Genomic DNA, 13,409 nt, shown 5'->3' on the forward strand with positions numbered 1-13,409 from the left:
TCAGTCCCGCCCGCCGTGCCAGCGCACGGCGACAGCGCCGGCGAAGTCGCCCGCGTGCGCGAAGCCGCCCAGCACCACCAGGTCGCCGTCCGCCACCTGCCCGGAGGCGATCGCGCGCTCCAGGGTGATCGGTATCGCCGCCCCGAACAGGTTCCCGTACACGTCGAAGGTGTGCAGGTGCCGCTCCGGCGGCAGTCGCAGCGCCTCCCGCCAGTTCCGCAGGAAGGTGCGGTTGGGCTGGTTGGTGATGAGGGCGTCGATGTCGGAGGTCGGCACGCCGAGCCGCCCGCACAGGTCCGTGACCACCTCGGGGACCAGGCGGTTCCCGCGCGCCAGGACCTTGGCGACGCTCGCGTCGGTGAACCCGATCCGCAGCTGGGACTCGCCAGGCTCCCAGTACTTGCGGCCGTCGTCGACCGCCACGGTCATGTCGCCCGCGTACGCCCCGATGTGCCGGGTCTCCACGTCCAGCACCGGCGACCCGGCCGACGTCGTCACGTACCCGACCCCGCAGCCGTCGCCCGGGATCGCGGCCTGGGCCAGCCTGCGCACCTCGGACTGGGTGAACCACTGGCCGGCGGCGCTCTGCGCGTTGCAGATCAGCGCGGTCCGCGCGTCGGTGGTGGTGAGGATCTGCCGGGCCAGCTTCAGCATGTACACGAACGACGCGCAGCCCGCGTTGGCCACGTCGACGAGCCACTCCGGATTCAGGCCGAGCCGGCGCGCCACCTCGGTCCCGGCGCCGACGAACGGCAGGTCGGGCAGCTGGCTGTGCACGAGCAGCACGTCGACGTCCCGGATCTGAGCCGCGCTGTGCCGCTCGATCAGGGGCTGTACGGCGCGCTCGATCATGTCGGCGTTGGTCTCGTCCCTGGCCACGTGGTGGCGTGACGGCGGCACCTTGAACATCGGGTGGTCGCGGAGCTTGTCCTCGGCGCCGGGGTACCGCGTGTAGAACTCGGCCGGCACCGGGTCGCCGGGCAGGTAGCAGGCGACGTCGGTGAGGCTGACCGTGGTCACCGGGTCACCGCCCGGGCGGGGGCCGAACCGACCGGCAGGCCGCTTCGGTGCCGGTGCTCCAGGATGGCCTTGAGGTTGCGCATCTCCACGGTGTGCCCGGCGTAGAAGAGGTCCCAGTAGTCGCCCACCCAGGGCCGGTCCGGGCGCGGGGCCAGTTCGGGGTGCGGGTTGTCGTCGTAGTGGGGGTGCCGGCAGTTGGTCCAGGTGATCACCGAGCCCGGCCGGCCGAGGACCAGGGAGGCCGGGACCACCCGCATCAGGTAGATCATCCAGAGCTGGTCGCCCTGGTCCCACGAGCAGTGGTAGTCCACGGTCAGGGCGCCGGGGTTCGCGACGACCTCGCAGTAGATCCGGGTGTCGTCCTCCAGCCGGTCGTACCCGGCCCACAGTCCCGGTGTGCCGGTGGGCGCGAAGTCCCGCAGGCTGAAGGTCCACTCCTCCAGGTGGTGCCCCTGGCGCAGGTAGTCGTAGGCCTGCTCAGGGGGGCAGTCGACGTACTCGTGGATGGTGCAGTACTGCCCGTACACCTGGTGGTGCGGGTAGACGGCGTGGGTGAGTTCCATGCAGTGGGCGGTGACTTCCTCCTTGGCGGTGTTCTCGATCCGCATCAGGCCCGGGATGCCCGCCAGCCTCTCAGCCGACGTGGACGACTCCTTGCTCATCTGAACTCTCCTTGTGCGTGGTGCTGTTGGTGAAGGACTGGAAGGGCAGGAACGGCGGAATCTCCCGCGGGTCGCAGGTCACCGCGACGAGGGCCGGCCCGCTGCCCGCGTTGGCCCGCAGCAGGGCCGTGCGCAGCTGCGCCGCGTCGGCGGCCCCCGTGGCCCTCAGGGACGGGAAGGCGGCGGCCACCCCGGCGGCGATGTCGGCCGGGGCGAACAGGTCGTCGGCGCGGCCGCCGCCCTGCAGGAACTCCTCCCGCATCGCGCACATGGCGTGCGCGTTGTTGTTGAGGATCACGAAGGTGACGGGCGCGTCGTACTCCACGGCGGTGTGCACCTCCATCCCGTGCATGAAGAACGCCCCGTCGCCGGCGAGCACGTAGGTACGGCGGCCGGTGGCCAGCGCGGCCCCGATGCCGGCGCCGAAGGTGTAGCCCATGCCGCCCATGCCGAGCGCGACCACGAACCGCCCGTGACGGGGCGCGGGCAGCAGGTGGATCGCCGCGGCCCCCGTGTTGCCCGCGTCCACGAACACGTGGGCGTCCTCCGGGAGCGCCGCCTCCACCGCGGCCACCGCCCGCGCCTGCGGGACGGTGCGCCGGCCCGCGGGGACGGTGCCCTCACCCGCCGGGACGGCCCGTTCCGGCAGGGCGGTGGGGACCGGTCCGGCGTGCGGCGGGCAGGGACGGGCGCGGGGGCGCGACGGCAGCCGGGCGGTCACCGCGCGCAGCGCGTCCCGCAGGTTCCCGCCCAGCGCGGTGGCGGGCAGGAACGGCGGTTCCGGGCCGAGGCTGACGACCCGGGTCGTGGCCAGGGCCCGGTCGAGGCCGCCGCGCGCCAGGAGGGGCAGCCGGGTACCGACCAGCAGGCACACCTCGGCCCGCCGCAGGCAGTCCGCCACGTTCGCGTGGCCCATCACCCCGGCCACACCGGCGAACCGCGGGTCCCGGTTGTCGAAGACGTCCTTGGCGTCCGGCGTGACCGCCACCCATGCCCCCAAGTGACCTGCCAGCGCGCCCAGTTCGACCCGCGCGTCGGCGGCGGCGACCTCCTCACCGGCGATGACCAGGACCCGGCGGGCCCCGCGCAGGGCGTCGGAGACGGCGCCGACGGCGGCCGCGTCGAGCGGTGCGGCGGGGGAGTCCTCCGGTGCCGGTGCCGGTGCCGGTGTGCGGGCGGGCAGCCGGACCGGGGCCTGCTGCACGTCCTTGGGCAGCAGCAGTACGGCCGGTCCGCGCGGAGCGGCCCGCGCCGCGGCGAGCGCCCGGGGCAACAGCTCCGCGAGCGAGTCCGGGTCGTCCACGCGGGCGCAGAACCGGGACACCGGCGCGAAGACCTCCCGCGCGTCGAAGGAGCCCGCCCTGCCGCTGGAGTCCTGGAACGCCCCCTGCCCCTCCTGGCCGGTCGGCGGCTGGCCCACCAGGGCCAGCACGGGCACCCGGGAGGCGTACGCCTCCGCCAGGCCCGGTACCAGGTTCATCGCCCCGCCGCCGGAGGTGGCGGCGACGACGCCGACGCGTCCGGTGCTGCGCGCGTACCCGTCGGCCATGGTGACGGCGGAGAACTCGTGCTTGGCGACGACGCCGCGGACGGCTCCGCCCCGGTGCACCGCGTCGTACAGGTCCTCGATGTTCGCGCCGCCGACGCCGAACAGGTGGGTGACGCCCGCCGCGGCGAGCTCCGCGGCCAACAGGTCGACCAGGCGCAGCGGTTCCGCCGCGCGCGGGTCCGGGGTCGTGGTGGTCATGCGGGACTCCCCTCCGGCTCGTGGTGCCGGTCGACGAGGCCGGCCGGCGAGACGACCTGGAAGCGGTGCCGGTACTCCTTGGGCGTGAGGCCCAGGCTCCGCCCGAAGGAGCGGAAGAACGTCTCGGTGGCGGCGAACCCGCACCGGCCGGCTATCTGGCTGATCGTCAGGTCCGTGGTCTCCAGCAGCTCCCGCGCCCGGGCGATCCGCGACCGCCCGACGTACTGGCCCGGCGTCAGGCCCACTTCGCGCCGGAAGACCCGGGCGAAGTTGCGCTGGCTCATGTTGGCCCGCCGGGCGATCTCGGCCACGGGCAGCGGCTTGTCCAGGTTGCCCTGGATCCACTCCTGCGCCGCCCGGATCGGCGGGTGGTCGGCCAACTGCGCGTCGAGGACGGCGCTGTACTGGGACTGCCCGCCGTGCCGCTTGAGGAACAGCACCAGGAACCGTGCCGTCTCCAGCGCGAGCGCCGCCCCGTGATCGGCCTCCACCAGGGCCAGCGCCATGTCGATCCCCGTCGACACGCCCGCGGAGGTCACGAAGGGCCCGTCCCAGATGAAGATCGGCTCCGCGTCCACGGTCACGTCCGGGTAGCGGTGCGCCATCGCGTCGCTGTACGCCCAGTGCGTGGTGGCGCGTCTGCCGTCGAGCAGGCCCGCCTCGGCCAGCAGGAAGGAGCCGCCGCACACGGAGGCGACCCGGCGCGAGCGGGTCGCCGCCCCGCCGATCCAGGACACCAGCGCCCGGTCCCGCAACGCCGCGTCGAGGCTCCAGCCGCCCGGCACCAGGAGCGTGTCGATCGGCCCCTGGCCCGCGTCGAGCGGCGAGGCCTCCAGCACCACCCCCGAACTCATGCGCACCAGCGGTGCGTCGGCGGAGACGAAGTCGGTCCGGTAGGGGGTGCCCGAGGGCCCCAGCAGCCGGTTCGCCATGTCGAACACTTCAATAGGGCCGGTGATGTCCAGGGCCATCGCCCCCGCGTACACCACGACCACAACACGTCGCTCCCACACGGTCACAGCCTGTATCGGTCACCGCACTGGCTGCAATGACAGATTACTGACGTATCCGGCCAGCGGGCGGCGCCGGAAGAGCGCCGCAGCGGCGGGGCAGGGCTGCTGGCGAGGCACTTCGCGCCCCCTTGGCGCCCCCGTCGCGCGCCGGGCCGAACGCGCCGGGTGAGGCAGCTCACAGGGCCTTGGTGGGGCGGGTCACGGGACACCGGCACGCGGCGCTCCGCCCGGTGACCCACCCCGGACGGCGGGACTGTGCTACGGTTTACGAGTTGCAGTTGTGGTACCCATGAACCTATGTGCGCCTGACGGGAAATGCTTTCTCCTAAAGGCGCACTGTTTGTTTTCCGGCATCTCCGGATGGGGCCTCTGCCTACAGAAGGAGAAAGTCATGGCACAGGGAACCGTGAAGTGGTTCAACTCTGAAAAGGGTTTCGGCTTCATCGCGCAGGACGGCGGCGGTCCGGACGTCTTCGCCCACTACTCGAACATCGCCACCCAGGGCTTCCGTGAGCTCCAGGAGGGCCAGCGCGTCTCGTTCGACGTCACGCAGGGCCAGAAGGGCCCGCAGGCGGAGAACATCGTCCCCGCCTGATCGCCGGACGCATATTCGCGCACCGGGGTCCGCGCCGTCATGGTGCGGACCCCGGTTCGTGCTGTTTCCAGGAAGGCAGAAAAAAATCCGCATGTCCCGCAGGTCCCAGAAGCCGAGTCGGCGCGCCTCGTCGCCCTCTCCCTCGCCGTCGTCGCCGAAGGAATTCCGGCTGCCGGAAAGCACGACCCCCGCTCTTCCCGCCGTCGAGGACTTCGCCGATCTGGACATGCCTCCGGGGCTGCTGAAGACCCTCACCGCGCAGGGCGTCACCACCCCCTTCCCCATCCAGGCCGCCACGCTGCCCAACTCGCTCGCCGGCCGTGACCTGCTGGGGCGGGGCCGTACCGGCTCCGGCAAGACCCTCGCGTTCGGCCTGGCGCTGCTGGCCCGCACCGCCGGACTGCGCGCCGAGCCCAAGGCGCCGCTCGCCCTGGTGCTGGTCCCGACCCGGGAACTGGCCCAGCAGGTGGCCGACGCGCTGACCCCCTACGCGACAGCCGTGAACGTCCGGCTCGCCACGGTGGTCGGCGGTCTGTCCATCACCAAGCAGGCCGCCACGCTGCGGCGCGGCGCCGAGGTGCTGGTGGCGACCCCGGGCAGGCTCAACGACCTGGTGGAGCGCGGCGACTGCGTGCTCGGCGACGTCCGCATCACGGTGCTGGACGAGGCCGACCAGATGACCGACATGGGCTTCCTGCCGCAGATCACCCGGGTGATCCAGCAGGTGCGGCCCGACGGGCAGCGCATGCTCTTCTCGGCCACGCTGGACCGCAACATCGACCGCCTGGTGCAGCGGTTCCTGACCGACCCGGTGGTGCACTCCGTGGACCCGTCGGCGGGCGCGGTGACCACCATGGAGCACCACGTGCTCCACGTCCTGGACGAGACCGACAAGAAGGCCGTCACCACGCGCATCGCCGCCCGCGACGGCCGGGTCATCCTGTTCCTCGACACCAAGCGGTCCGCCGACCGGCTCGCCAAGCGGCTCCTGGCCGTCGGCGTGCGGGCGGCGGCCCTGCACGGAGGCCGCTCCCAGCCGCAGCGCAACCGCACCCTGGAGCAGTTCAAGAACGGTCAGGTGACCGCCCTGGTGGCGACGAACGTCGCGGCCCGCGGCATACACGTCGACGACCTCGACCTCGTCGTCAACGTCGATCCCCCCACCGACCACAAGGACTACCTCCACCGGGGTGGCCGCACGGCCCGCGCCGGCGGCTCCGGCAGTGTGGTCACGCTGGTCCTGCCCGACCAGAAGCGGGACGTCACCCGGCTCATGTCCGACGCGGGCATCCGCCCCCGGACGGCCCGCGTCACGTCGAGCGACGCCGAGCTGTCCACCATCACCGGCGCCCGCGAGCCCTCCGGCGTGGCCGTCACCATCGAGGTGCCCCAGCCCGCGACGCCGCAGGCGTCCCGCCCGGACCGCAAGCCCGGCGGCCGCTCCTCGCGCCGCCGCCGCGGCGGCGGCACCGACACGGCGACGGCGGCCACCGCCAGGACGGGCGGTCGCGGCGCCGACCGCCGGGGCGGGGCGGCCTCCGGGTCCGCGTCGACGGCGTCCGGCGGCGCCTCCTCGGCCGGCGGCCGGGCCCCGGCCCGCCGCACCGGCTCCGGCGGCGCCGCGGGCGGTGCCGGCGGCACGGGCGGCCGCGGCTCCGGCCGACGGTCCGCGGCCGGCACGGCGAACGGCGCGGCCCCCTCCGGCAAGACCGTCCGCTCCACCGGCCGCCGGCCGTCCTCCGGCGCGGCCAAGGGCGGCACCACCGGCACCGGCGGCCGCCGCGGCTCGGCCGGCTAGGAGCGAGCCACGGACCGGACCGCGAAGGGTCCCCCGGGCGCCTCGGCCGGCCGTGGGCCGGCCGGGGCAGTGTCCCTCGGTGGCCCCGGGTGGCCGTGGGCCGGGCGGGGAAGCATCCATCGGCGGCCCCGGCCGGCCGCAGGCCGGGCCGGGCAGTGTCCTTCGGCGGCCCCGGGTGGCCGCGGGCCCGACGGAGCAGTGTCTCCCGGCGGGCCCCGGACGGAGAAGCTTCTCCCGGCGGCCCTGGCGAAACCGGCGGCCCGTCGTGGACGCCGTCGCCGCCCGGCCGGTGGCCGTAGTCGCCGGGCCGAAACCCGCCGGAGCGGCGGTGCGCCAGTGCGGCGGCCCGCCGTCCGGCGCCTCCGGCGGACGCCTCGGCCTCCGGCGGTTCGCGCGGCGCGTTCCTTCGCGGCGGGGCCACGGCGACACCGGGCGGCTCTCGTGCGTCCCGTGCTCACCGAGGTGCCCGGCGTCCGGCAGTCCGCCGGCGTCCGGCCGTCACCGTCGGCCGCCCGGTGCGGGTCCCACGACGGAGCACCCCACTCCCGGCCCGGACACCGGCCCCCTCGGCGGCCGGGACGCGGGCGGTGACCGACCGGCCCCGGCATCGGCGGACCTCGTCACGATCCTCGCTACGTTCCTCTGCGGAAGGCTGTTCATGAAGCACCCCGACGACTCCGGCATCGCCGACGGCGACCCCGCCCGGCCCGAGGCCGCGGAAGCGGTCACGCCCCCGGCCGTCTCCTTCGAGGGCCTGGGACTGCCGACGGAAGTGCTGCGGACCCTGAGCGGACTCGGGGTGCGCGAACCCTTCCCCATCCAGGCCGCCACCCTCCCCGACGCCCTCCAGGGGCGCGACGTCCTGGGGCGCGGGCGCACGGGATCGGGCAAGACGCTCGCCTTCGGCCTGCCGCTGCTGACCCGTACCGCCGGGCGGCGCGCCGAACCGAAGCAGCCCCTCGCCCTGGTCCTCGTCCCCACCCGCGAACTGGCCCAGCAGGTCACCGAGGCGCTGGCGCCGTACGCCGAGGCACTGCGGCTGCGGACGGCCACCGTCGTCGGCGGCATGTCGATCGGCCGGCAGATCGCGGCGCTGCGCGAGGGAGCCGAGGTCGTCGTCGCCACTCCCGGACGCCTGCACGACCTGGTCGAGCGCAACGCCTGCCGCCTGGGCCGGGTGCGGATCACCGCGCTGGACGAGGCCGACCAGATGTGCGACCTGGGGTTCCTGCCGCAGGTGGTCGACGTGCTCGACCAGGTGCGCCCCGACGGCCAGCGGATGCTCTTCTCGGCCACGCTCGACCGCGACGTCGACCAGCTGGTCCGCCGCTACCTCCACGACCCCGTCGTCCACTCGGTCGACCCGTCCGCGGGCGCGGTCACGACGATGGAGCACCACGTCCTGGTCGTCCACGGCCCCGACCGCTACGCCGTCATCACGGAGATCGCCGCCCGCGACGGCCGCGTCCTGCTGTTCCTCGACACCAAGCACGCCGTCGACCAGCTCACCCGGCATCTGCGGGCCGCCGGCGTGCACGCCGGGGCGCTGCACAGCGGCAAGTCCCAGCCGCAGCGCACGCGGACCCTGGCGCAGTTCAAGGACGGTCAGCTCACCGTGCTGGTGGCGACCGACGTCGCGGCCCGTGGCCTGCACGTCGACGACCTGGACCTCGTGGTCAACGCCGACCCGCCCACCGACCCCAAGGACTACGTGCACCGGGCGGGCCGCACCGCCCGCGCCGGTGAGTCCGGCAGGGTGGTCACGCTCGTGCTGTCGGGCCAGCGGCGCGAGACGAGCCGCATGATGGCCGAGGCCGGCATCGAGGCGACCGTGACCAAGGTGCGCTCGGGCGAGGCGGAACTGAGCCGGATCACCGGCGCCAAGGCCCCCTCCGGCACCCCGCTCGACGGCGGGCCCGCCGTTCCCCGGCCCAGGAACACCAACGTTCCCTTCCGCGGCCTCGGCACCAGCAAGGACAACTCCCGCGGCACCGGCGGCAGGTCGTCGAGGAAGGCCGGTGAGGCCCGCAAGCTCGCGGAGGCCCGCAAGGCCGCCCGCGTGCGTCGCGGGGGCTGAGAACCCGCTGCCCCCGGCAGGGGGGCGGCCCGGGTTCGACGTCTTTCGGCCCGGCCCCAGGCCCGCCCGGCGCCCGGCATGACAAGCTGTGCCTGCCCGTGCCACCCCGCCCGAACCCAGGAGGTCACCATGACCGCAGAGCACGTGCCCACGGAAGGTTCGGAGCCGGCTGAGCCCGGGACGTCCCCGCTGGCGCCGGACAGCGACGGCAACTACGACCTCAAGCGCAAGTTCCGCGAAGCCCTGGCCCGCAAGCGCGGCGCGCAGACGGACGCCGCCGACACGGGCGCCGGCCCGGACGCCTCGAAGGTGCGTGCCGCGCACGGCCCGGCCGCGAGCCAGCGGTCGTTCAGGCGCAAGAGCGGCGGCTGAGCCGTTCCACGGCGGCGGCCACGCCCGCCGCCGTCCTCAGTCGGCGTCCACGCGGCCGTCGTTCGGCTTCTGCTCCTTGCGGGCGGCCAGCCGGAGCAGGCCGTTGTCCTCGCTCTCCCCGGGGCGCCGGCCGTCGGCGTCCTGGCCGCTCAGGTTCCGCCGCACCGAGTCGAGGATCGTCAGGCCCTGGGACACCAGACCGGCGGCGATCTCGCCGAGGCCGTCCGCGCCGTTGAGCACGTTGACCTGGGCGCCCGCGAGGCCCCCCGCGGCCTCCTTGACGATCTGCGGAAGCTGGTCTATCAGCATCCGGTCGAGAGCGACGCGGTCGTACGAGGCCGCCGCCTCCGCCTGGACCTTCATCCGCTGTGCCTCGGCGGCCGCGAGGATCCTGATCCGCTCGGCCTCGGCCTCGGCGGGCTTCAGGATCTCCGCCACCAACTGCTGCTGACGCAACTCGGCCTGGCGCGCGGCCAGTTCCGTCTGGGCGGTGAGCACCTCCTGCTGGGCGTCCGCCTGGGCCAGCGGTCCCGCCTGCGCGGCCTTCGCCTGGGCGCGGTCCACCTCGGCCGAGTACTCGGCCCTGACGACGGCGGTCTGCCGGGCGTACTCCGCCTGCGCGCGGGCCGCGGCCTGCTCCGCCTGGGCCGCGGCCTGGGTGGCCTGCGCCTGGGCGATCTGGGCCTGCCGCTGGATCGCCGCCTTGTGCGGGGCCGACATCGCGTCGATGTAGCCGGTGTCGCCGTCGTCGATCGACTGGATCTGCAGGGAGTCGACGGTCAGGCCGATCTTCGCCATCTCGGTCTTGGAGGTGTCCAGGACCTCCGCTGCGAGCTTCTGGCGCTCGGTGACGATCTCCTCGACCGTCATCGAGCCGATGATGGCCCGCAGGTGCCCGGCGAAGATCCGGCCGGTGAGCACCGACATCTGCTCCTGGTCGGAGAGGAACCGCTGACCGGCGTTGATGATGCTCTCGTGATCGTTGCCGACCTTGAAGGCGATGACCGCGCGGACGTGCAACGCGATGCCCTGCCGGGTCACGCAGGTCTCCGTGACCTCGGACTCGCACATGGACAGGGTGAGGAACCGGACCTTGCGGAAGACGGGGAGCACGAACTTGCCGTGCCCCGTGACCACGCGGAACGGCGCGCCTCCAAGACCCCGCCTGCCGCCCGAGATCAGCATCGCCTCGTCGGGGGCGGGGACGCGGTATCCAAGCATGCTGTACTCCTCAGTCGGCGCCGGCCGGGTCCTCGCCGAGCGCGTCCAACGGATCCACCCACTCGATGACACCGACCTCACGGCATCCACGCGACTCGATCACGAGCACCGTCGTGCCCGCGGACACGGGCTTCTCCGACCAGGCGAGGAAGGTCTCGGAGCCTCCTCTGACCCGGACCAGGATCTCGCCGGGCCCCGCGGGACCCCGCGTTCCGATGAGTACCGTCCCCGTGCGGCCGACCACGGCCTCGTCCTGTGGCGTCAAGGGCCGACCTCCTCGTCCTGCCCCCGTCATTCCGACGATAGACCCAGCCCCCCCGGGGACGTTCGGACCAGAGCGCCGGGGGTGCAAATTACTTAGGGTATGAGAGCAGATTCCGTTTTTTGTCCACATGAGCGAGTGTCCGGTGGCGAGAGAGCGGACCGCCGAGGTGTCTGACGCACTCGGAGCAGGGCAGGCCGCGGACTTGCCGTATCAGCAGTCCGCCCTGGACGCTGCCCGCCTGGTGGCGCGGGGTGCCGCCCTGCTGGCCGCTGTGGTGGGGGCCGCGGGCCTCTCCGGGTGGGTCTTCGGCCTGGAACTCCTCAGGCGTGGGCCCGGCAGCGACGCGGCCATGAGCGCGAACACGGCCGTGGCTCTGCTGGCGCTCGGCGTGTCCCTGCTTCTGGTGACTCGCCGCCCCCTCACTCCGGGGATGACCGTCGTGGCGCGCGCGGGCGGTGCGCTGGCCGCGGTGCTCGGTGGACTCACCGCCGTGGAGTACGTGACCGGGGTGGCTTTGGGCATCGATGAACTCCTCTTCAAGGACGACACCGCCCGGATGGCGTCGGAGGTACCCGGCCGGATGGCTCCGAACACGGCCGCGGCCCTGGTCATCGGGGGCGTGGCGGTCCTGTGCGCGAGCGCGGCCCGGCTGCCCGCATGGACGAGCCAGATCCCCGGCCTGGCCGTCCTCACCCTGGGAATGCTGCGGATCTACGGATTCGCGTACGCCGTGCCCGAACTCGAGCGGTTCGGTGCGTACAAGGGGATGGCCCTGTACACCGGGATGGCTCTCGTGCTGCTGGGCATCGCCGCCTTCCTGGCCCGGCCCGACCGTGGTCCCGCCGGGCTGCTGATGAACGCGGGCACCACGGGAGCACTCGGGCGCCGGCTGTTCGTCACCGTCCTGGTGGTACCGCCGCTGCTGGGCGGGCTCGTCCTGGCCGGTGAGGACGCGGGACTGTTCGGGGCGCGTCTGGGGACCGCGCTGCTGGTGTGCGGGCACGTGGCCGTGTTCACCACGGTCGTCTTCGCGGCGCTGGTCGTGGGCCGCCGTGTCGAGCTGGCGCACGCACGTGCCGCATGGCAGGTGCGGCAGAACGAACTGCTGCAGGCGTTCATGGACCACACCCCCGCGGTGATGTTCGTCAAGGATCTGGACGGTCGCTTCCTGGCTGTCAACACCACCTTCGAGGAGAGCCTCGGCCTGCCGCGCGCACGGGTACTGGGCCGCCGCGACCGGGACGTCATGCCGCCCGACCTCGCGCGTCAGGCGCGCGCCGCCGACCTCGCCATGCTGGCCGAGGGCGAGCCCACGCAGCACGAGGAGCTGATCGCCCTGCCCGGGGGGTCGCGGTCCTTCCTCACCAGCCTGTTCCCGCTCAAGAACGCTTCCGGCGCCCCCTACGCCGTATGCGGTGTCGTCACCGACATCACCGACCGGGTCGCGGCCCAGCGCGAAGTGCGACGGGCCAACCGGCGCTTCCTCGCGCTGCTGGAGTCGGCTCCCGACGCCCTGCTGATCACGGACGGCCAAGGTGTCATCGTCCTGGCCAACGCCCAGGTGCAGAAGCTGCTCGGCCGTTCACCGGCCGACCTCGTGGGCACCCCGGTCGTCGACCTGGTGCCCGCCCCGCGGCGGCGCAGGCACGACGCGCTGCTGCGCGCCTACCTGCGACAGGTGGATCCGAGGCCGGTCGTCGTGGACCAGGGCCTCTACGGGCTGTCCGGCGACGGCGCGGAGTTCCCCGTGGAGGTGAGCGTGAGCAGTCTCCGGGCGGACGAGGAGACACGGGTGTTCCTGTCCGTGCGGGACATCACCGAACGCAGACTCCTCGAGGCCGAACGCGCCGAGCGCTTCGAGGAGCACCGGCGTATCGCCTACACCCTCCAGCACAGCCTCATGGGCGAGCCGTCCTCCCTGCCGTACCTGCCCGCCGCCCACCGGTACCTGGCGTCCGTCCAGGACCCGGGAGTGGGCGGCGACTGGTTCGACATCATTCCGCTGGACGCCCACCGCACCGGCATCGTCGTGGGTGACGTGATGGGGCGCGGCCTGGAGGCGGCGGCCGTCATGGGCCAGATGCGCGCCGCCTCCCACGCCCTGGCCCGCACGGACGTACCGCCGAGCCGGCTGATGACCGGGCTGGACGCGTTCGTGGCCGACCTGGCGGACCAGCTCGTCACCTGCGTCTACCTGGTGGTGGACCAGAGCACCCACGAGGTCACCCTCTGCTCGGCGGGCCACCTCCCGGTCATCGCCCTGCCCCCCGACGGGCCCGCCCGCACGCTCAGGACGCCGGTCGGGGTACCGCTGGGCGTCAACGACCCGCGCGCCGCGGGGGTGCCGTTCGAGCAGGCGACCCAGCCGGTGGCGCCGGGCACCACGCTGGCCCTCTACACCGACGGGCTCGTCGAAAGGCCCGGCACCGACATCGAGACCCAGATCGACACCCTGGCCCGCACGCTCGGCACGGCGCTGGAAGGAGTACCCGCGGACAGGGAAGGCCTCGACCAGACCGCGGACCTGCTCGTCAAGACCCTCCTGCCGGACACGGCCGCGCACGACGACGACGTGACGCTGCTCCTGGTCCGGCTGCCCGTGCCGAAGGGGGAGGGCCACCGTGCCTGAGTGCCGCGCC

The 13,409-nt window shown here is 73.7% G+C and carries 11 protein-coding genes; 5 read left to right on the top strand and 6 right to left on the bottom strand.

Features of this window, described 5'->3' with window-relative positions:
* From B446_RS31525 to B446_RS31540, 4 genes are read right to left on the bottom strand one after another with little or no spacing between them, the layout of a single operon-like run.
* Positions 1–1,020, bottom strand: coding sequence for a 3-oxoacyl-ACP synthase III family protein (locus tag B446_RS31525; RefSeq protein WP_020943498.1), 1,020 nt, complete (start codon positions 1,018–1,020; stop codon positions 1–3).
* Positions 1,017–1,682, bottom strand: a complete 666-nt coding sequence (locus tag B446_RS31530) for a hypothetical protein (protein WP_020943499.1) — start codon at positions 1,680–1,682, stop codon at positions 1,017–1,019. Before B446_RS31530 ends, B446_RS31525 begins: the two co-directional genes overlap by 4 nt.
* The gene (locus B446_RS31535) at positions 1,654–3,429 is read right to left on the bottom strand and encodes a thiamine pyrophosphate-binding protein (protein ID WP_020943500.1); all 1,776 of its coding nucleotides are present in this window, start codon (positions 3,427–3,429) and stop codon (positions 1,654–1,656) included. Before B446_RS31535 ends, B446_RS31530 begins: the two co-directional genes overlap by 29 nt.
* Positions 3,426–4,442 carry a GlxA family transcriptional regulator gene (locus B446_RS31540; protein ID WP_078614964.1) on the bottom strand — a complete coding sequence of 339 codons (1,017 nt, stop codon included), beginning with the start codon at positions 4,440–4,442 and terminating at the stop codon, positions 3,426–3,428. The genes B446_RS31535 and B446_RS31540 overlap by 4 nt, the downstream gene beginning before the upstream one ends.
* Before the next feature lie 391 nt (positions 4,443–4,833).
* Here B446_RS31540 and B446_RS31545 point away from each other — a divergent pair, with 391 nt between their 5' ends.
* From B446_RS31545 to B446_RS31560, 4 genes are all read left to right on the top strand, one after another.
* Positions 4,834–5,037, top strand: coding sequence for a cold-shock protein (locus tag B446_RS31545; protein WP_020943502.1), 204 nt, complete (start codon positions 4,834–4,836; stop codon positions 5,035–5,037).
* 91 nt (positions 5,038–5,128) lie between these two features.
* A complete protein-coding gene (locus tag B446_RS31550) occupies positions 5,129–6,835 on the top strand; it encodes a DEAD/DEAH box helicase (protein ID WP_043476833.1) in 1,707 nt (568 codons plus the stop codon).
* A gap of 658 nt (positions 6,836–7,493) precedes the next feature.
* Positions 7,494–8,912: a DEAD/DEAH box helicase gene (locus tag B446_RS31555; RefSeq protein ID WP_020943504.1), complete on the top strand. Its 1,419-nt coding sequence runs from the start codon at positions 7,494–7,496 to the stop codon at positions 8,910–8,912.
* 129 nt (positions 8,913–9,041) lie between these two features.
* Positions 9,042–9,284 carry a DUF5302 domain-containing protein gene (locus tag B446_RS31560; protein WP_020943505.1) on the top strand — a complete coding sequence of 81 codons (243 nt, stop codon included), beginning with the start codon at positions 9,042–9,044 and terminating at the stop codon, positions 9,282–9,284.
* Between the two features lie 36 nt (positions 9,285–9,320).
* Here the strand turns inward: B446_RS31560 and B446_RS31565 are convergent, their stop codons facing one another.
* Together B446_RS31565 and B446_RS31570 are read right to left on the bottom strand one after the other, a co-directional pair.
* Positions 9,321–10,505, bottom strand: coding sequence for an SPFH domain-containing protein (locus tag B446_RS31565; RefSeq protein ID WP_020943506.1), 1,185 nt, complete (start codon positions 10,503–10,505; stop codon positions 9,321–9,323).
* 10 nt (positions 10,506–10,515) lie between these two features.
* The gene (locus B446_RS31570) at positions 10,516–10,770 is read right to left on the bottom strand and encodes a hypothetical protein (protein WP_020943507.1); all 255 of its coding nucleotides are present in this window, start codon (positions 10,768–10,770) and stop codon (positions 10,516–10,518) included.
* A 166-nt stretch (positions 10,771–10,936) separates the two neighbouring features.
* Between B446_RS31570 and B446_RS36250 the strand changes: the two genes are divergently transcribed.
* Entirely contained in the window at positions 10,937–13,399 is a 2,463-nt protein-coding gene (locus tag B446_RS36250) for a SpoIIE family protein phosphatase (protein ID WP_420010342.1), read from the top strand.
* Positions 13,400–13,409: the final 10 nt, after the last annotated feature.

This window comes from Streptomyces collinus Tu 365 (assembly GCF_000444875.1).
GTDB lineage: Bacteria > Actinomycetota > Actinomycetes > Streptomycetales > Streptomycetaceae > Streptomyces > Streptomyces collinus_A.

Bases quoted from the DNA above. Each gene is read 5' to 3' on its own strand.
- B446_RS31565 (WP_020943506.1), bottom strand. From the start codon at position 10,505: ATGCTTGGATACCGCGTCCCCGCCCCCGACGAGGCGATGCTGATCTCG.
- B446_RS31555 (WP_020943504.1), top strand. From the start codon at position 7,494: ATGAAGCACCCCGACGACTCCGGCATCGCCGACGGCGACCCCGCCCGG.
- B446_RS31545 (WP_020943502.1), top strand. From the start codon at position 4,834: ATGGCACAGGGAACCGTGAAGTGGTTCAACTCTGAAAAGGGTTTCGGC.
- B446_RS31560 (WP_020943505.1), top strand. From the start codon at position 9,042: ATGACCGCAGAGCACGTGCCCACGGAAGGTTCGGAGCCGGCTGAGCCC.
- B446_RS31530 (WP_020943499.1), bottom strand. From the start codon at position 1,682: ATGAGCAAGGAGTCGTCCACGTCGGCTGAGAGGCTGGCGGGCATCCCG.
- B446_RS31550 (WP_043476833.1), top strand. From the start codon at position 5,129: ATGTCCCGCAGGTCCCAGAAGCCGAGTCGGCGCGCCTCGTCGCCCTCT.
- B446_RS31535 (WP_020943500.1), bottom strand. From the start codon at position 3,429: ATGACCACCACGACCCCGGACCCGCGCGCGGCGGAACCGCTGCGCCTG.